Consider the following 18,778-nt stretch of genomic DNA (forward strand, 5'->3'; position numbering starts at 1 on the left):
TGAACATGGAAAATTCTCCGGAGTTGCGAACCGACGAACTCGGCGCCGGCGTCATCAAGCGCAGCACCCGCCTGGCAGACGGCCGCGAACTGTTCTACTTCGACGACCCCGGCACCGCACTCGGCCCCGAACGCAGCGTCGATTCCCGCGCACTCGACGAGCGCCCCGAGACGGCCACCATGCGCCAGGACGTCCTCACCGGCGACTGGATCACGTTCGCCACCAAGCGGCAGAACCGCATCATGATGCCCAGCGCCGACGCCGATCCCCTCGCACCGCAGACGGCGTCCAACCCGTCGGAGGTGCCCTCCCGCTACGACGTCGCGGTGTTCGAGAACCGCTCCCCCTCCTTCGGCCCCGCGCTCAACCGGGCCACCGGCGGTGTTCCCGCCGCGAGCAACCCGACCCGCGGACTCGACGACCTCGCCGAGCTCGGCATCGGACGCACCCGCACCAGCATCGGCCGCTGCGAAGTCGTCTGCTTCAGCCCCGAGCACGAGGGGTCGTTCGGCAGCCAGTCCATCACCCGCGCACGCACGATCATCGAGGCGTGGGCCGACCGCACCGCCGCCCTCTCGGCACTGCCCGGCATCGAGCAGGTGTTCCCGTTCGAGAACCGGGGCGAGGCGATCGGCGTCACGCTCCCGCATCCGCACGGACAGATCTACTCGTATCCGTACGTCACGCCGCGCACGCAGCGGCTGCTCGACAGCATCCACCGCACCGCTCCCGATCTGATGGGGCGCGTGCTCGACTTCGAACGCACCTCGGAGCGCGTGGTGCTGCAGGGCGAGCATTGGACCGCTTTCGTGCCGTTCGCCGCCCGGTGGCCACTCGAGGTGCAGCTGATGCCGCACCGGCACGTTCCCGACTTCGCCGCGCTCAGCGACGAGGAGCGCGACGAGCTCGCGCCGATGTACCTGCGCCTGCTGCGCGGAGTGGATGCCCTCTACGAGACGCCGACGGCGTACATCGCCGCCTGGCACCAGGCGCCCGTGAACGTCGGCCGCGACACCGTGCGGATGCGGCTGGAACTGACCAGCCCGCGCCGCGCCGAGGACAAGCTGAAGTTCCTCGCCGGCTCGGAGGCCGCGATGGGGGCGTGGACGGCCGAGATCCTGCCCGAAGTCGCCGCCGACCGACTGCGCTCCGCGATCGCAGCGACCTCGACGCACTGACCCCCTGCCCACCCCTCCCCTCCCCTCCCACGAGGGGTCACAAAACGTTGGGTCACCCCCACTCAACACGACACATTTTGACCCCTCGTGAGGGTAGGACGCCTCGTGAGGGTGCGCCCCTCGCACACAGGGCGACCGAGAATCCGAACCGAGGCACCATGACCCACACATCAACAGCACAAGCCGCCGCCCGCGACCTGCTCACCACCCTCACCGGCACCGCCCCTCAGGGCATCTGGTCGGCGCCCGGCCGGGTGAACCTCATCGGTGAGCACACCGACTACAACGAGGGCTTCGTGCTGCCGTTCGCGATCCAGCACCGCACCTACGCCGCGGCGAGCCCGCGCGAAGATGGCCGCATTCGGGTCGCCTCGACGTTCGCCGATGAGCCGGTCGAGGTGTCGCTCGACGACCTCGGCCGGCTCTTCCCCACGCCTGCGGGGAAGGCGCCCGCCGTACCTGAATGGTCGGCCTACGTGCTCGGCGTGGCCTGGGCGATGCGGGCACTCGCACCCACGCCCGCCGAACACGGTGCAGATATCGCGATCGCATCCGACGTTCCGGTCGGCGCCGGGCTGTCGTCCTCCGCCGCGATCGAAGGGGCCGTGGCATCCGCGCTCGACGAGCTCTGGCAACTCAACCTCGACCCGGTGACGCTCGCTCAGATCGGACGCCGCGCCGAGAACGAGGCGGTCGGCGCGCCCACCGGCATCATGGACCAGATGGCGTCGATGCTCGGCCTGCCCGATGCCGCGACCTTCCTCGACTGCCGGACGCTCGAAACCCGCTCGGTGCCCACCGGGTTCACCGCTGAGCACCTCGAACTGCTCGTGATCGACACGCAGGTCAAGCACTCGCACTCGACCGGCGGGTACCGCGAACGCCGGGCATCGTGCGAACAGGGCGCTGAGCTGCTCGGCATCCGCTCGCTGCGCGACGCCGGCGTCGAAGACCTGCCCCGCGCCGCCGATCTGATGGACGATGTGACGCTCCGCCGGGTGCGCCACGTGATCACCGAGAACCAGCGCGTGCTCGACACCGTCGACGCCCTCGCCACGCAGGGACCGCGCGCGGTCGGCGACCTGCTCGTCGCGTCGCACGCGTCGATGCGCGATGACTTCGAGATCTCGGTGCCTGAGCTCGACCTGGCCGTCGAGACGGCGCTCGCGCACGGCGCGATCGGCGCGCGCATGACCGGCGGCGGATTCGGCGGGGCGGCGATCGCCCTGATCGAGCACGCGTCGGTTGCGTCGGTGTCGGATGCTGTCGCGCGGGCGTTCTCGGATGCCGGCTTCGCCGCCCCGCACATCTTCACCGTGCAGCCCTCGGGCGGCCCGCGGCGGGACGCCTGACGGCACGGGCATCTGACACGGCCCCCTGACACAATGACACTGCGCATCCGCGCGAGGGAAGGAACACCATGTCTTGGCTTGTCACCGGCGGCGCCGGCTACATCGGAGCACACGTCGTGCGCGCATTGTCCGCGGCCGGCCTGACCCCCGTCGTGCTCGATGACCTCTCCAGCGGGAAACCGTCGTTCGTCCCCGAGGACGTGGCGCTGGTCGACGGCAGCATCCTGGACCGCGAGCTGGTCGAGCGCACCCTGCGTGAGCACCGTGTCGAGGGCGTCATCCACGTGGCGGGTTTCAAGTACGCCGGCGTCTCGGTGCAGCGTCCACTGCACACGTACGCGCAGAACGTCGAGGGCACCCGGGTGATCCTCGAGGCGATGGATGCCGCAGGCGTGACGAACATCGTGTTCTCGTCGAGCGCTGCCGTGTTCGGCACGCCGGACGTCGCACTCGTCACCGAAGACACCGCCAAGCGCCCCGCGAGCCCCTACGGCGAGTCGAAGCTGATCGGAGAGTGGATGCTGCGCGACCAGGGCACCGCGACCGCGGCATCCGACGCTCCGCTGCGCCACACCTCGCTGCGCTACTTCAACGTCGTCGGGTCGGCTGATCCGACCGTCTACGACGTCAGCCCGCACAACCTGTTCCCGATCGTGTTCGAGAAGCTGCTCGCCGGCGAGACCCCGGCGATCTTCGGCGACGACTACGACACCCCCGACGGCACGAACGTACGCGACTATGTGCACGTCGGCGACATCGCGGCCGCCCACGTCGTGGCGGCGCAGCGCCTCGCCGACGGCCGCCCGATCGAGCCCGCATACAACCTCGGCTCGGGCGACGGCCTGAGTGTGAAGCAGATCATGGATGCCATGGTGCGCGTCACCGGCATCGACTTCACGCCGACCGTCGGCCCGCGTCGCCCCGGCGACCCCGACCGCATCGTCGCCACCGGCGAGCTCGCCGCGCGCGACCTGGACTGGACGATGCGTCACACCGTCGACGAGATGGTGCGCTCGGGCTGGGAGGCCCGCCGCAACGCCGGGTGATCGGCGACATCACTCCGGTCGCGGTTTCTCCCGGTTCGTCGGGCAGGCAGATCACTCCGGTCGCAGTTTCTCCCGCTTCCCGGCGTCGGATGCGGGAGGAAGTGCGACCGGAACGCCGATTCGCCAGCCGAGAGCCAGCGCTCAGTCCCAGGCAGACATGACGTGCTTGATGCGCGTGTAGTCGTCGAAGCCGTACTGCGAGAGGTCCTTGCCGTACCCGGAGTGCTTGAATCCGCCGTGCGGCATGTCTGACACAAACGGGATGTGGGTGTTCACCCACACGCAGCCGAAGTCGAGATCGCGGGTGAAACGCATCGCGCGGTTGTGGTCGCGGGTGAAGACGGATGCCGCCAGCGCATAACGCACGCCGTTGGCCATGCCCAAGGCCTCGTCATCATCCGAGAACGACTGCACGGTGAGCACCGGGCCGAAGATCTCGTCCTGCACGGCCTCGTCCTCCTGACGCATGCCCGACACGATCGTGGGTGCGAAGAAGTAGCCCTGTTCGCCGACCCGCGTGCCTCCGGTCTCAACCTTCGCGTGGGCCGGCAGCCGGTCGACGAAACCCTGCACCTGCGCGAGCTGGGCAGCGCTGGAGAGGGGACCGTAGAACACGCCCTCCTCGCGCGGCCCACCGGTGCGGGCGTGCGTCTGCGTGCGGGCGACCAGCGCGCGCACGAGTTCGTCGTGCACCGATGCGTGGACGATCACCCGGGTCGCCGCGGTGCAGTCCTGACCGGCGTTGAAGAAGGCGCCCGACACGATGGCATCCACCGCCTTGTCGATCGACGCGTCGTCGAAGACGACGGCGGGCGCCTTGCCTCCGAGCTCGAGGTGCACGCGTTTGAGATCGGATGCCGCAGACTCGGCCACGGCCATGCCGGCCCGCACCGATCCGGTGATCGCGACCATCTGCGCACTCGGGTGCGCGACCAGCGCTGCCCCGGTCTCACGCCCACCCAGCACCACGTTCAGCGTGCCCGCGGGAGTGTGCTCGGCGACGATCTCAGCGAGCAGCAGAGTGGACTGCGGCGTGGACTCGGCGGGTTTGAGTACGACGGTGTTGCCGGCGGCGAGCGCGGGTGCGATCTTCCAGACCGCCATGTTGAGGGGGTAGTTCCAGGGGGTGACCTGGCCGATCACGCCGATGGGTTCGCGTCGTACGTACGAGGTGTGTCCGGCGAGGTATTCACCGGCCGCGCGCCCTTCGAGGCTGCGTGCCGCGCCGGCGAAGAACCGCAGCTGGTCGATCGACTGCTCGATCTCGTCGGCCACGAGGGTGGCGCGGGGCTTGCCGGTGTCTTGTGATTCGAGGTCGGCGAACTCCTCGGCGCGGGCGGCCATGGCATCCGCGATGCGGAACAGGGCGAGCTGGCGGTCTCCGGGCGTCGCGTCGCGCCAGGCGGGGAAAGCCGCCGCGGCGGCGGCGTACGCGGCGTCGATGTCGGCGACACCCGAGAGCGGGATGCTGCCGTACACGCCTTCTGTGGCAGGGTCGATCAGGTCGAGCCGCTCGTCGGTGAGGGCTTCGCGGTACTCACCCGCGATGTGGTTGCGCAACGTCGTCGTGGCCATGCCGCCACTCTAACCAGGATCCCTACGGAATCGGAAGTATTCTGCGCTAGATCCTGCGAAATCAGTTGCGTTCTACCGTTTTGAGTGTCAGGATCGACACGTGAGCGACAAGTCGAAAGCCCCCGTCCTCGACGATGTGTCAAAGCAGATCATCGAGCTGCTGCAGCAGGACGGACGCCGACCGTATGCCGACATCGGCCGTGCGGTCGGACTCAGTGAGGCCGCGGTGCGCCAGCGCGTGCAGCGCCTCACCGATGCGGGCATCATGCAGATCGTCGCGGTGACCGACCCCCGTCAGCTCGGCTTCTCTCGTATGGCGATGATCGGCATCCGCACGACTGGTGATCCGCGTGAGCTCGCCGACGCGGTCAAGGCGATCGACGAGATCGCCTACGTCGTGGTGACGCTCGGATCGTTCGACGTACTCGCCGAGGCGATCTGCGAATCGGATGAGCACCTGCTCGACCTGGTCTCATCGCGCGTGCGATCGATCCCCGGGGTCACGCACACCGAGAGCTTCCTCTACGCCGGCCTGCACAAGGACTTCTACAACTGGGGCACGCGCTGACGCCGACCCCCGCCCCTTCCCCGATATCCACAACGGAGTGAGAACTATGGGAACCACCGTCTTCGAGAGGTTCCGTCCTGCCGAATCGCAGATCGATGCGGCATTGCGCGACACCCGACACTCGACCTTCTGGCTCGATGATGTCGCCCGTCCCGAGCATCCGCCGTTGCGCACCGATGTGCGCGCCGATCTCGTCGTCGTGGGCGGCGGGTACGCTGGCCTGTGGACGGCGGTGCGCGCCAAGGAGCGCGACCCGCAGCGCTCCGTCGTGCTGCTGGAGGCGTCACGGATCGGCTGGGCCGCGTCGGGGCGCAACGGCGGGTTCTGCGAGGCGAGCCTGACGCACGGCTACGAGAACGGCATGAACCGCTGGCCCGACGAGATGGAGCAGCTCGAACGCCTGGGCCTTGAGAACCTCGACGGCATCGAGCAGACCGTGCAGCGCTACGGCATGGACGTCGACTGGGAGCGCACCGGCCAACTGGCGGTGGCCACCGAGCCGCACCAGATCGAGTGGATGCACGGCGAGGAGTTCCTCGACCAGGACGCCGTGCGCGCCGAGGTGCACTCCCCCACCTATCTCGCCGGCAACTGGGATCGGCGGGGCTGCGCGATGGTGCATCCGGCGAAACTCGCCGTCGAGCTCGCCCGCGTCGCGGCCGAGCTGGGTGTGCAGATCTACGAGCACAGCAGGGTCACCGGGCTCTCGGGCAAGGGCACCCAGACGGTGACGGTCGACGGGGGCGGCACCGTCACCGCCGACCAGGTGGCACTCGCCACCAACGTCTTCCCGTCGCTGCTGGCACGCAACCGGCTCATGACGGTGCCGGTGTACGACTACGTGCTGATGACCGAGCCGCTCACCACCGACCAGCTCGGCGCAATCGGATGGCAGAACCGTCAGGGCCTGGCCGACTCCGCGAACCAGTTCCACTACTACCGACTCAGCGCCGACAACCGGATCCTGTTCGGCGGCTACGACGCGATCTACCACTTCGGCGGCAAGGTGCGCGCCGCCTACGAGGAGCGCCCCGAATCGCACCGACGACTCGCGTCGCACTTCTTCACGACGTTCCCGCAGCTGGAGGATGTGACCTTCACGCACCGCTGGGCGGGCGCGATCGACTCATGCAGTCGGTTCTGCGCTTTCTACGGTGTCGCGCGCGGCGGCCGTGTCGCGTACGCGACCGGTTTCACCGGCCTGGGCGTCGGGGCATCCCGCTTCGCGGCGGACGTGATGCTCGACAAGCTCGCCGGAGTCGAGAACGAGCGCACCCAGCTCGAGATGGTGCGCACCCGCCCGATCCCGTTCCCACCCGAGCCGGCCGCCGCGATCGGAGTGAACATGGTGCGCCGTGCGATGGATCACGCCGATCACAACGAGGGCAAGCGCAACCTGCTGCTGAAGACCCTCGACGCGATCGGGATGGGGTTCGACTCGTGAGCGCGGATGCGCTCACGCCGGGAACAGTATCGGATGCCACGGGCCTGACCCTCGCACATGAGCCGCTCCCGGCCGCCGACGTGCGCCGCGGCGAACCGACGGCCGGCGCACAGTACCTCGGGACGTTCTCGGGCGTCGAGCTGGGCGTCTGGGAGATGAGTCCCGGTGTGGCCTCGGATACCGAGGAGGATGAGGTCTTCATCGTGCTGTCGGGGCGGGCGCGTGTCGACTTCGAACATCCACCACTGCCGTCGATCGACCTCGGCCCCGGTTCGGTCGTGCGCCTCACCGAGGGCATGCGCACCGTATGGACCGTCACCGAGACCCTGCGCAAGGTGTACCTGGTCTGACGACGCGGTTCACCGCACCGGCAGCGTCAGCACCGCCAGGTGCAGCGCCGCGAGCGTCTCACCATCGTCGAGGTCGGCGTCGAGCAGGTCCGAGATCAGCGTGAGCCGTTGGTAGAACACCGACCTCGACAGGTGTGACGACGCCGCTGCGGCCGTGCGACTGCCCGGGTGCGCGACCACGGCGCGCAGCACGCGCAGCAGGTCGCCGCCGTGCTGCTCATCGAACCGGATCAGCGGCGCCAGCATCCGCTCACTGTGCTCCTGCAGGCGGTGATCACCGCCGAGCTCGGTGACCAGGCGTGTCAGCGGCCGGTCATCGACGCGCCGCACCTCGGCAGGACCGAGGCGCGCGGCCAGGAGCCGCGCCGGACGGACGGATGCCAACAGCTCGGCGACCGTCGACGCCGGTGTTCCGATCGCGAGCCCCGTCGAAAGCCCGGCCGCCGCGGCGGAGATCTGCGCCGACGACAGTTCCCTCCGAGACGAGACGAGCACCACACCATCGCCATCGTGCACGGCGCCCATCGCCCGCGTATCAGCGCCCGCATTTCGGGCATCCGTCGCGGTGAGCGCCTCGACCAGACGCTGCACCTGCCCGGGCTGCGCCCGCGGCACCACCAGCACGCCGAGCGCACGCCCCACCACCGGCAGCCCCGCCGCCGCCATGCGCGCCGCCACATCCGCGTCGCCGCTGTGGCCGCCCCCCGCGATCGCCTGAACGAGATCCCGCGCCGGGAGCACCTCCCAGGCCGTAGGGCCGTCGGCGAGCCGAGCGAAGGCCAGCGCCGTCGCAGCCAGCTCGAGCACGGTCAGCGCCCCCGCCGGATGCTCCGCTCCGGGCAGCGCGACCAGCGCACCCCATCGCACGCCACGCGCCTGCACCGGCACCGTCAACAACTCCACGTCGCTGCGGGATCGGGCGGCCCACCCGGTGAGCACATCGGATGCCCGCACGTCGCGCACCTCGGCGGTGACCACCTCGCGCCCGGGCGTCTCAAGCACGACCGGCGCATCGAGCACGCGGGCAGTCTCGCGCACGACGACATCCGCGGGTGCGCCGCGCAGGCTCAGCCCGGTGAACAGCTCATGCAACCGCTGACGCTCCTGCAGCGCCTCCAGCTGCCCCGAGATGATCCGGCGATGCACCGCCTCGGTGACCGTCACGAACTTCACCACGCGTTCCAGGGCGATCAGCGCCAGCCCCCGGGCACGGCACGCGGCGATGAACGCGGGCGGTGCGACCGTGAAGCGCGTACCTAGCTCGATCACGACCCCCGCGACGCCGGCCCCGGCCAACTGGTCGGCCAGCTCGTGCAGCGCGGCATCCGCCCCCGCCCACCCCGCTGCCGTCGTCAGCAGCAGCTCGCCGCCGTCAAGAAGGTCGGCCACCTGGTCACTGTCAGAGACGTGCACCCAGCGCACACGGGCATCCAGCGCCTCGCCGCCGACCAGCACCTCGGGGGCGCCGCGCTGCAGCGCGTCCACACGGAGCACATCGCGCACACGAGGGAGCGCATCCTCTTCCGGACGATCTGTCTGATCCGCGCCGATGTCCTGACGATCTGCACCCACTCTCCCATCCTTGCCTCTGTCAGCATGGGGATCAAGCCATTCGTACCGATTCGGTCATTCTGTACGACACATCCCCTGACTCTCGACGAGGAGCACATCTGTGAGCACCATCCGCCACTTCATCAACGGCGCCGACGCCGGCGAAACCGCCCGCACCCTGCCGGTGTACAACCCGGCCACCGGCGAGGTGCACCGCCAAGTCGCGGCCGCCTCGGCCGACGAGGTCGCCCACGCGATCGCCACGGCGAAGGCTGCCGCTCCGGCATGGCGGTCGTCGAGCCTCATCAAGCGCGCCGACGTGTTCTTCCGCCTGCGCCAGATCCTCGTCGAGCGCACCGACGAGCTCGCCGCGATCATCACCAGCGAGCACGGCAAGGTGCTCTCGGACGCCGCCGGCGAGGTCTCACGCGGCATCGAGAACGTCGAGTTCGCCGCGGGCCTGCTGCACCACCTCAAGGGCGAGCGCGCCGAGCAGGTCGCCCGCGGCGTCGACGTGCACTCCGTCAAGCAGCCGGTGGGCGTGGTGGCGTGCATCACGCCATTCAACTTCCCCGTCATGGTTCCGCTGTGGATGATCGCCTCGGCCATCGCCTGCGGCAACACCGTCGTACTCAAGCCCAGCGAGAAGGACCCCTCGGCCGCGCTCTGGATCGCCCGCGCCTTCCAGGAGGCCGGCCTGCCCGACGGCGTGCTCAACGTCGTCAACGGCGACAAGACCGCCGTCGACACCCTGCTCGACGCGCGCGACGTCGCCGCCATCAGCTTCGTCGGCTCGACCCCGATCGCGAAGTCGATCTACGAGCGCGCCTCGGCCAACGGCAAGCGCGTGCAGGCACTCGGCGGCGCCAAGAACCACATGGTCGTCATGCCCGACGCCGACATCGAGGCCGCCTCCGCCGCCGCCATCTCGGCCGCCTACGGCTCGGCCGGCGAGCGCTGCATGGCCGTCTCGGTGCTCGTCGCCGTCGGCGACATCGCCGACGGGCTCGTCGAGGGCATCCGCTCACGCATCGGCGACCTGCGCATCGGCGACGGCACCGACCCGGCCAGCGAGATGGGCCCGCTCATCACCCGTGAGCACCGCGACAAGGTCGAGTCGTACGTCACCGGCGCCGCAGCCGAGGGCGCCACCGTCGTCGTCGACGGCACGCAGAAGCGCTTCGACAATGACGGGTTCTTCACCGGCGTCACCCTGCTCGACAACGTGCGCCCCGGCATGAAAGCCTACGACGAAGAGATCTTCGGCCCCGTGCTGTCGGTCGTGCGCGTCGAGACCTACGCCGACGCCGTCGAGCTCATCAACGCCAACGCCTTCGGCAACGGCACCGCGATCTTCACCCGCGACGGCGGGACCGCCCGCCAGTTCGAGTTCGACATCGAGGTCGGCATGGTCGGCGTCAACGTGCCGATCCCCGTGCCCGTGGGCGCCTTCTCGTTCGGCGGATGGAAGAACTCCCTGTTCGGCGACTCGCACATCTACGGCCCCGAATCGATCCACTTCTACACCCGCTCCAAGGTCGTCACCACCCGCTGGCCCGACCACACCCCCGCCCAGATCGACCTCGGCTTCCCGAGCAACCACTGATCGCGAAGGAGACACCGATATGGCACAGTTCACCGACCGGCACGGCGTGCAGCATCCGCTCCCCGCACCCGAGGCCGAGGCGCAGGTACGCGCCGACGACCGCTCCCACGTGTTCCACTCGTGGAGCGCCCAGGCGATGATCGACCCGCTGCCGGTCGCCGCCGGCGAGGGATCGACGTTCTGGGACTACGCGGGCAACGCGTACCTCGACTTCTCCAGCCAGCTGGTCAACCTCAACCTCGGTCACCAGCATCCCGATCTCGTCGCGTCGATCCAGCAGCAGGCCGGACGCCTCGCGACCATCCAGCCCGCCGTCGCCAACGACGTGCGCGGCGAGCTGGCCCGCCTCATCAGCGAGGTCGCCCCGGACGGGTTCGAGAAGGTGTTCTTCACCAACGGCGGCGCCGAGGCGAACGAGTACGCCGTGCGCATGGCCCGCCAGGCCACGGGACGCCGCAAGGTGCTCTCGATGTACCGCAGCTACCACGGCTCGACCTCGACCGCGATCTCGCTGACCGGCGACCCGCGCCGCTGGGCGAACGAAGTCAGCGATGCCGGAGCCGTGCGCTTCTTCGGCCCCTACCTGTACCGCTCGCCGTTCCACTCGACCACCCTCGCCGAGGAGTCGCAGCGTGCGCTGGAGCACCTCGAGCAGACGATCGTGCTCGAGGGGCCCTCGACCATCGCGGCGATCATCATCGAGACGGTCGTGGGCACCAACGGTGTGCTCGTGCCGCCGCCCGGCTACCTGCAGGGCGTGCGCGAGCTCTGCGACCGGTACGGCATCGTGTACATCGCCGACGAGGTCATGGTCGGCTTCGGCCGCCTGGGTGAATGGTTCGGCATCCACGCGTTCGACGCCCAGCCCGACCTGATCACCTTCGCCAAGGGCGTCAACTCGGGGTACGTGCCGCTGGGCGGCGTGGTGATCTCGGATGCGATCGCGACGCACTTCGACAAGACCGCCTTCCCCGGCGGGCTGACCTACTCGGGGCATCCGCTGGCCTGCGCCGCCGGCGTGGCAACGTTCGAGGTGTTCCGACGCGACGGCATCCTCGAGCGGGTGCGCGACCTGGGCGAGCGCGTCGTCGAGCCAACGCTGCGCGCGTGGGTCGACGCCCACCCGAGCGTCGGCGAGGTGCGCGGTCGCGGCCTGTTCTGGGCCGTCGAGCTGGTGCGCGACAAGGAGACCCGCGAGCCGCTGGTGCCGTTCAACGCGGCGGGAGCGGATGCTGCGCCGATGGGCGCCTTCGCTGCGGCGGCGAAGAAGGGCGGCGTATGGCCGTTCACGCACTTCAACCGCATGCACGTCGCCCCGCCGCTGGTGATCAGCGAGGACGACCTGGTGCGTGGCCTGGCCGTGCTCGACGACGCCCTCTCGGTCGCCGACGAGTACACCGCCTGACACCCACCCGGCGCACCCACCCGGCACCTCCTCACGAGGGGTCAATAAACGCGGCATCGGGCACCCCCGACCCGACGTTTATTGGCCCCTCGTGGTGTTGGGGCCCCTCGTGGTGTTGGGCAGTGTTGCGCGGGGACGACGAAGGGCGCCGGGGGATACTCCCCGGCGCCCTTCGCGCTGTTCTGCGTGTCTCAGCGACGCACGTGTCAGCGCACGGGATCCAGCAGCGGGATCTCGTAGCGGTGCGGCGTACCGAAGCGGTGCGCCGTGACCGAGACGGCCTGCTCGCGCAGGAACGTCAGCAACTCGACACGACCGGCCGCGACGACCGGGTTCGCGTAGATCGCCAGGCTCGGCGAGCCGTTCACAGCGGATGCGGTGGCACCGGCATCCGATCCGACCAGGCGCACGCGACCGTCGGCGTCGGCCAGGCGACGGGCGTGACCCGCCCAGGCCTGCGCGTCTTCGGTCACGACGACGACATCGTGCGCACCCAGCCAGGTGACGACGGGGGTCGGCAGGGCCGATGCCGTGCTCACCGTGACGCGCGAGCCGGCGCGCACACCGGCGGCAGCGACGCGGATCAGGTCGACGATGCGGCCACCGTCGAAACGGATGGCGGCGGGGATCGCCTGGTAGCGCAGGGCGTTGTGCTCGGTCACCAGACCGGTGGCATCGCGGACGACACCGAACTCGTCCGCCCACGCGTCGATGTCGGTGGCGAGGGCGCCGCGCAGCCAGGCCGCCTCATCGCCGTCGACCAGCTTGACGGCCGACAGGCCCAGCTCATCCAGCGGACGCGAGGTCGAGACGGGGGCATCCGTCCACTCCGACAGACCGACGAGGTAGTTCGGGCCACCGGCCTTGGTACCCGCGCCGACGGCGGCCTTCTTCCATCCGCCGAACGGCTGGCGCTGCACGATGGCGCCCGTGGTGCCGCGGTTGACGTAGACATTGCCGGCCTCGATGCGCGAGAGCCACTGCTGGATCTCAGCCTCGTCGAGCGAGTGCAGACCCGACGTCAGGCCGTACTCGATCGCGTTGACGATGTCGATCGCCTCATCGAGCGTCTCGGCGGTCATCACACCGAGCACGGGGCCGAAGTACTCGACCATGTGGAACTCGCTGCCCGGCTGGACACCCTCGCGGATGCCCGGACGCCACAGGCGCCCCTCGTCGTCGAGCTTCTTCGGCGCGAGCATCCAGGACTGGCCCGGGTGCAGCTGCGTGAGCGCTCCGAGCAGCTTGCCCTCGGCGGGTCCGATCAGCGGACCGATGCGGGTCGAGCCGTTGCTGGGCGCGCCGACCTCGTACGCGCTGACCGCGTCGAGCAGCTGGCGACGGAAGCGGTCCGACTTCGCGACCGAGCCGACCAGCACCACCAGCGATGCGGCGGAGCACTTCTGACCGGCGTGACCGAACGCCGAGTAGACGGCGTCCTTGGCGGCGAGGTCGAGGTCGGCCGAGGGGGTCACGATCAGGGCGTTCTTGCCGCTGGTCTCGGCCAGCAGCGGCAGGTCGTTGCGGAACCCGCGGAACAGTTCGGCGGTCTCGTAGCCGCCGGTGAGGATCACGCGACCCACGGCCGGGTCGCTGACCAGCTGGGTGCCCAGCTCGCGTCCGTCGAGCTGCACGTACTGCAGCACGTCGCGCGGCACACCGGCCTCCCACAGCGCCTCGACCATGACGGCGCCGGAGCGGCGTGCCTGGCGTGCGGGCTTGATGATCACCGGCGAGCCGGTGGCGAGAGCCGACAGCACGGAGCCGGCGGGGATCGCGACGGGGAAGTTCCACGGCGGGGTGACGACCGTCAGGCCGACCGGCTGCATCGTGGCACCGTCGACGTCTGCGAGCTTCTTGGCGCTCTCGGCGTAGTAGTGCGCGAAGTCGATCGCCTCGGACACCTCGGGGTCGCCCTGCTCGATGACCTTGCCGGCCTCCGAACCCATGACCTCGAGCAGGTCACCGCGGTGCGCCTCGAGGATGTCACCGGCACGGTGCAGGATCTCGGCGCGGCCGGCGGCACCCAGCGCACGCCAGGCTTCACCGGCGGCGACGGCCGTCGCGATGCGCTCGTCGACCTGTGCGGCCGAGCTCAGGGTGTTCGCCGCGACGGTGTCGTTGCCAAGAGTCGAGCCCTCCATGCGGGCGCGGATCGCGTCGCCCCAGGCACGGTTGGCCGCCAGCGACGGGTCGGTGTCGGGGGTGTTGATGAAGCCGTCGCGCAGTGCGGGTGCCGCGGGCTTGCTGCGGTCCTGCACACGGTTCGGACCGGGAACCTCGGTGGGCATCGAGGCGACGGATGCCAGGAAGCGCTGCTTCTCGCGGTCGAACAGCTTCGGGTCGGCGTCGAGATCGAACACGGCCGACATGAAGTTCTCGTGGCTGGCGCCCTCTTCAAGACGACGGATCAGGTAGGCGATCGCGACGTCGAACTCGTCGGGGTGCACGACCGGCGTGTACAGCAGCAGCGAGCCGACAGTGCGCTTGACGACCTCGGCCTGCGCCGAGGCCATGCCCAGCAGCATCTCGAACTCGATGCCGCTGGTGGCGCCGCGCTTCTCAGCGAGCAGCCAGGCCAGAGCGATGTCGAAGAGGTTGTGACCGGCCACACCGATGCGCACGTTCTTGACGCGCTCGGCCTGCAGCGAGTAGTCCAGGACGGCCTTGTACGAGGCATCCGACTCCTGCTTGGTCGACCAGGTCGCCAGCTCCCAGCCGTGCGACTCGGCGTCGACGGTCTCCATGGGCAGGTTGGCGCCCTTGACGACGCGCACCTTGATCGGCGCACCGCCGGCGGCCACGCGTGCGGCGGCCCACTCCTGAAGCTGGATCATCGCGCCGAGGGCGTCGGGCAGGTAGGCCTGCAGCACGATGCCGGCCTCGACGTTCTGGAACTCGGGACGGTCGAGGATGCGCGTGAAGACCGCGATGGTGAGGTCGAGGTCCTTGTACTCCTCCATGTCGAGGTTGATGAAGGTGCCATTCGACTTGGCGACCTCGTACAGCGGGCGCAGTGCCTCGATGGCCTCGTCGACGGCCTCGTCGAACGCCCAGGGGCTGTGCGGGGCAACGGTCGAGGACACCTTGATCGAGACGTAGTCGACGTCGTCGCGCTCGAGCAGGCGGCGGGTGCCGGCCAGGCGACGGGCGGCCTCTTCCTGACCGAGGATGGCCTCGCCGAGCAGGTTGACGTTCAGTCGCACGTTCTCGGCCGAGCGGATGCGGCGGATGGCCGAGCCCAGCTGGGCGTCGCGGGCGTCGACGATGAGGTGGCGCACCATGCCGCGCAGCACGCGACGGCTGATCGGCACGACGATCCCGGGCAGGATCGGGGCGAAAGCGCCGCCCAGCGCGATGGCGCCGCGCAGCGGTGCGGGCAGGAACTTGGGGGTCAGCGGCACGATCTCGCGCAGGGCACGAGCGGCGACCTTGGTGTCTTCGGGGCGCACGACGCCGTCGACGAAGCCGACGGTGAATGCGAGGCCGTTCTCGTCGCGCAGCACGCCGGCCAGGCGCTGTGCGGCGACATCGGTAGGAACTTCGCGGCTCTGCACGAGCCACTGACGGACGAGTGCGACAGCGTCGTCGGCGAGCTCGGCGAGCTCGGCGGACGTGTCGGAGTCGGGAAGCAGAGGGGTGGTCATGTTCTCAGGATGCGGCCTGAGACCCCTAAAGAAAAGCGAACTTTTACGACGATGACTATTTGGTTTCATCGATGGTTCTGTGGCGGGTGCGCCTACGGCGCCACCTTGCGGTGCGCGGCGAACGCGTCGGCGAGCGCCGCGCGCACCAGCGTCACGCTCTCGGATGCCCGTGCCGCCGACCGCACGGCGGTGAAAACCTCGCGCACGGGCGCGCCGGGAAGGGTCGCCAGACTCATGCCGCTGGGCTCATCTCCCCAGATCAGATCGGGCAACAACCCGACCGCATGACCCGCCGCGATGAGCCTCAGGTGAGCAGTCAGGTCGTCGGCCTCGAACCGCACATCGGGCTCGAAACCCGCGGCCCGGCACTGTTGCACGGCCCAGTGGCGCACGGCCGTCCCGGCCGGCTCCATGACCCAGACCCGGTCGGCGAGCTCGGCCAGACCACGCGGCTCCTCATCGGGCGGCAGCACGATGCGGATCGGGTCCTCGCCCAGCAGTCGATGTTCGAGACCGGCATGTACCTCGCGGGTATGTCCGGGGTACTGTTCGGCGATCACCAGATCGAATCGGCGCGCCGACAACTCGAACAGGCTCTTCTCGGGCGGCAGCTCGGCCAGTTCCACCCGCAGCTGCGGGGCACGTTCGGCCAGCAGCGTCAGCGCGGCCGGCACGATCGTCTGCGCCGCTGTCGGCATCGCGGCCAACCGCACGGGTTCGAGTGCCCCCGGCGCCGACAGCGCGGCCCGAGCAGCCTCGTCCAGTTCGAGCGCGCGAGCGGCGTGCTCTGCCAGCATCCGCCCCTCGGCCGTCAGTCGTACCCGGCGCCCGTCCGGTTCGAGCAGCGGTACCCCCGCTTCGCGCTCCAGCAGCGCGAGCTGCTGCGAGACCGTCGACGGACTGTACGACAGCGAGGCCGCCACCCCGGCGATCGTGCCGCGCAGTGCCAGCTCATGCAACAGGCGCAGGCGCCTCAGCTCGAACACGTGCCCATCCTAATTGCGGCCACCGCGGCACGCCTCAGATCGTGCGGACGTACGCGTGCGGCATCCGCTCGTGCATCACCCGGATCGCATCGGCGTTGTCGTCGACGAGCACCGCGTGCCGTCCGAGTGGGGCAGCCACGGCCCCGAGCGTCCCCGATCCCGCGAACAGGTCGAGCACACGATCTCCGGGCCGACTGGACGCCTGCACGATACGGCGCAGCACCCCCTCGGGCTTCTGCGTCGGGTATCCCGTCTTCTCGCGGCCGGTGGTCGGCACGATGGTGTGCCACCAGACGTCGGTGGGCAACTTGCCGCGCGCGGCCTTCTCGGCGGTCACGAGTCCCGGTGCCATGTACGGCTCACGATCGACGGCATCCGAGTCGAAGTAGTGCTCGCCGGGGGTCTTCGCGTAGACCAGGATCGTGTCGTGCTTGGTCGGCCAGCGCCGGCGCGACTTGGCGCCGTAGTCGTACGCCCAGATCAGCTCGTTGAGAAAGGCGTCGCGGCCGAACACGGCGTCGAGCATCACCTTGGCGTAGTGCGCTTCACGGTAGTCGAGGTGCAGATACAGGGTGCCGTCGGCGGCCAGCAGCCGCCACGCCTCTTCCAGGCGGGGAATGAGGAAGTCGCCGTAGTCGTCGAAACGGTCGTCGTATGCGCGCAGCATGCCGCGCACGCGCTCGTACGTGTGGCCATGGAACCCCTGGCGCACCTCGCGGTCGACGCTCGGCTCGTCGGCTTCCGGTTCACAACTCCGGAGATCTGCGGCGGATTCGGCAGAATCTGCCGGTTCTGGGCCGGGATCATCCGGATTCTCCGGAGTTGCGTGCAGGCGACGGGCGGTGACGACCTGCCGTTCGCGGGTGCGCCCGGTGTTGAACGGCGGATCGAGGTAGACGAGGGTGAACGATCCGGATGCCAGGGTGGGCGCGACGGCCAGATTGTCGCCCTGGATGATCTCAACCGAGCCCCGAGCAGCGGACTCGGTCACGGAACCCGGTGCAGCCACGCGTCGGTGGCGAACTTCGACTGCACCAGTTGCTCGGCGGCCGCGTACTCGTCGTCCGAGATCGCGCCGTCCTCGGCGCCGGTGAGCGCGCGGAACGTGCTCTTGAATCGCTCGATGATCTCGGACCGCTCCATGCCGGTCTGCGTGCGCAGCGGGTCGACGCGCTTGGCGGCCGACGTGGTGCCCTTGTCGCTGAGCTTCTCGCGTCCGATGCGCAGCACCTCGGTCATCATCTGGCCGTCGATGTCGTACGAGATGGTGGCGTGGTGCAGCACGCCACCATTGGCGAGGCGCTTCTGCGCCGCACCGCCGATCTTGCCGGTGGGTGAGGCGATGTCGTTGAGCGGCTGATACGTCGCCTCGATACCGAGCGAGCGCAGCGCCTGCAGCACCCAGTCGTCGAGGAAGGCGTACGAGTCGGCGAACGTCATGCCCTGCACGAGGGATGCCGGAACGTACAGCGAGTACGTGATGATCTGGCCCGCGGCCATCATCATCGCGCCACCACCCGAGATGCGGCGCACGACGTCGAAGCCGTGCTTCACGGCACCGTCGGGGTCGACCTCGTTGCGGTACGACTGGAACGAGCCGATCACCACGGCCGACTCGTCCCACTCCCAGATGCGCAGCGTGGGGCGCCGACGCCCTTCGCCGACGCGGGCGGTGAGCACCTCATCGAGGGCGAGGTTCATGCGCGGCGAGACGGCCTTCTCGTGCACGACCTCCCAGTCGAAGTCACTCCATCCGGGGGCGGTGACCAGGGCGCGCCGCACGGCAGTGCCGACGGCCTCGGGCGAGAACCCGAGCAGCTGCGCGCCGTCGGGCAGGGCCGCGCGCACGGCTGCGGCGATCGTGGCCGAGTCGGCCTCGACCGGCATATCCTCGACCGCGGCATTGATGGCGTCGAGGGCCGTGTCGGGTTCGAGGAAGAAATCGCCCGCGAGGCGGAAGTCGCGGATCAGGCCGTCTTCGACCTCGAGATCGACGACGACGAGCTTTCCACCGGGAACCTTGTACTCACCATGCACCCGTCCAGCTTAAGCCGCCGGGTCGCGAGCGCA

General features: G+C 69.5%; 14 protein-coding genes. 8 read left to right on the plus strand and 6 right to left on the minus strand.

Annotated features, from left to right (window positions below):
- Positions 1 to 5: 5 nt before the first annotated feature.
- The 3 genes from galT (at position 6) to galE (ending at position 3,576) form a co-directional block, all read left to right on the plus strand.
- Positions 6 to 1,178: a galactose-1-phosphate uridylyltransferase gene (galT, locus tag ACLD0U_RS13010; protein ID WP_410340861.1), complete on the plus strand. Its 1,173-nt coding sequence runs from the start codon at positions 6 to 8 to the stop codon at positions 1,176 to 1,178.
- A 158-nt stretch (positions 1,179 to 1,336) separates the two neighbouring features.
- On the plus strand, positions 1,337 to 2,530 hold the full coding sequence (gene galK / locus ACLD0U_RS13015) for a galactokinase (RefSeq protein WP_410340862.1): 1,194 nt from the start codon (positions 1,337 to 1,339) through the stop codon (positions 2,528 to 2,530).
- A 68-nt stretch (positions 2,531 to 2,598) separates the two neighbouring features.
- Entirely contained in the window at positions 2,599 to 3,576 is a 978-nt protein-coding gene (galE, locus tag ACLD0U_RS13020) for a UDP-glucose 4-epimerase GalE (protein ID WP_410340863.1), read from the plus strand.
- A gap of 141 nt (positions 3,577 to 3,717) precedes the next feature.
- On the opposite strand, the gene ACLD0U_RS13025 is transcribed toward galE, so the two are convergent.
- Positions 3,718 to 5,151 (minus strand): gamma-aminobutyraldehyde dehydrogenase, encoded by a 1,434-nt coding sequence (locus ACLD0U_RS13025; RefSeq protein WP_410340864.1) that lies wholly within the window; start codon positions 5,149 to 5,151, stop codon positions 3,718 to 3,720.
- A 100-nt stretch (positions 5,152 to 5,251) separates the two neighbouring features.
- On the opposite strand from ACLD0U_RS13025, the gene ACLD0U_RS13030 reads away from it, so the two are divergent.
- The 3 genes from ACLD0U_RS13030 to ACLD0U_RS13040 are packed head-to-tail and all read left to right on the plus strand — an operon-like array spanning position 5,252 to position 7,513.
- Positions 5,252 to 5,719, plus strand: coding sequence for an Lrp/AsnC family transcriptional regulator (locus ACLD0U_RS13030; protein WP_179409893.1), 468 nt, complete (start codon positions 5,252 to 5,254; stop codon positions 5,717 to 5,719).
- Between the two features lie 46 nt (positions 5,720 to 5,765).
- A complete protein-coding gene (locus ACLD0U_RS13035; RefSeq protein WP_410340865.1) occupies positions 5,766 to 7,163 on the plus strand; it encodes an NAD(P)/FAD-dependent oxidoreductase in 1,398 nt (465 codons plus the stop codon).
- The gene (locus tag ACLD0U_RS13040; protein WP_410340866.1) at positions 7,160 to 7,513 is read left to right on the plus strand and encodes a cupin domain-containing protein; all 354 of its coding nucleotides are present in this window, start codon (positions 7,160 to 7,162) and stop codon (positions 7,511 to 7,513) included. Before ACLD0U_RS13035 ends, ACLD0U_RS13040 begins: the two co-directional genes overlap by 4 nt.
- 9 nt (positions 7,514 to 7,522) lie before the next feature.
- On the opposite strand, the gene ACLD0U_RS13045 is transcribed toward ACLD0U_RS13040, so the two are convergent.
- The gene (locus tag ACLD0U_RS13045; protein WP_410340867.1) at positions 7,523 to 9,085 is read right to left on the minus strand and encodes a PucR family transcriptional regulator ligand-binding domain-containing protein; all 1,563 of its coding nucleotides are present in this window, start codon (positions 9,083 to 9,085) and stop codon (positions 7,523 to 7,525) included.
- Between the two features lie 100 nt (positions 9,086 to 9,185).
- Between ACLD0U_RS13045 and ACLD0U_RS13050 the strand changes: the two genes are divergently transcribed.
- Both ACLD0U_RS13050 and ACLD0U_RS13055 read left to right on the plus strand, forming a co-directional pair.
- Positions 9,186 to 10,670: a CoA-acylating methylmalonate-semialdehyde dehydrogenase gene (locus tag ACLD0U_RS13050; RefSeq protein ID WP_410340868.1), complete on the plus strand. Its 1,485-nt coding sequence runs from the start codon at positions 9,186 to 9,188 to the stop codon at positions 10,668 to 10,670.
- A gap of 19 nt (positions 10,671 to 10,689) precedes the next feature.
- Positions 10,690 to 12,075: an aspartate aminotransferase family protein gene (locus ACLD0U_RS13055; RefSeq protein WP_410340869.1), complete on the plus strand. Its 1,386-nt coding sequence runs from the start codon at positions 10,690 to 10,692 to the stop codon at positions 12,073 to 12,075.
- Between the two features lie 206 nt (positions 12,076 to 12,281).
- On the opposite strand, the gene ACLD0U_RS13060 is transcribed toward ACLD0U_RS13055, so the two are convergent.
- The 4 genes from ACLD0U_RS13060 to ACLD0U_RS13075 all read right to left on the minus strand — a co-directional run bounded on the left by ACLD0U_RS13060 (position 12,282) and on the right by ACLD0U_RS13075 (position 18,745).
- Positions 12,282 to 15,722, minus strand: coding sequence for a bifunctional proline dehydrogenase/L-glutamate gamma-semialdehyde dehydrogenase (locus tag ACLD0U_RS13060; RefSeq protein WP_410340870.1), 3,441 nt, complete (start codon positions 15,720 to 15,722; stop codon positions 12,282 to 12,284).
- 92 nt (positions 15,723 to 15,814) lie between these two features.
- Positions 15,815 to 16,708 (minus strand): LysR family transcriptional regulator, encoded by an 894-nt coding sequence (locus tag ACLD0U_RS13065; protein ID WP_206551143.1) that lies wholly within the window; start codon positions 16,706 to 16,708, stop codon positions 15,815 to 15,817.
- 34 nt (positions 16,709 to 16,742) lie between these two features.
- The gene (locus ACLD0U_RS13070; protein WP_410340871.1) at positions 16,743 to 17,699 is read right to left on the minus strand and encodes a DNA-methyltransferase; all 957 of its coding nucleotides are present in this window, start codon (positions 17,697 to 17,699) and stop codon (positions 16,743 to 16,745) included.
- Positions 17,696 to 18,745: a lipoyl protein ligase domain-containing protein gene (locus ACLD0U_RS13075; protein ID WP_410340872.1), complete on the minus strand. Its 1,050-nt coding sequence runs from the start codon at positions 18,743 to 18,745 to the stop codon at positions 17,696 to 17,698. Before ACLD0U_RS13075 ends, ACLD0U_RS13070 begins: the two co-directional genes overlap by 4 nt.
- Between the last annotated feature and the right edge of the window lie 33 nt (positions 18,746 to 18,778).

The organism is Microbacterium sp. 2216-1 (genome assembly GCF_046507855.1).
GTDB classification, from domain to species: domain Bacteria; phylum Actinomycetota; class Actinomycetes; order Actinomycetales; family Microbacteriaceae; genus Microbacterium; species Microbacterium esteraromaticum_C.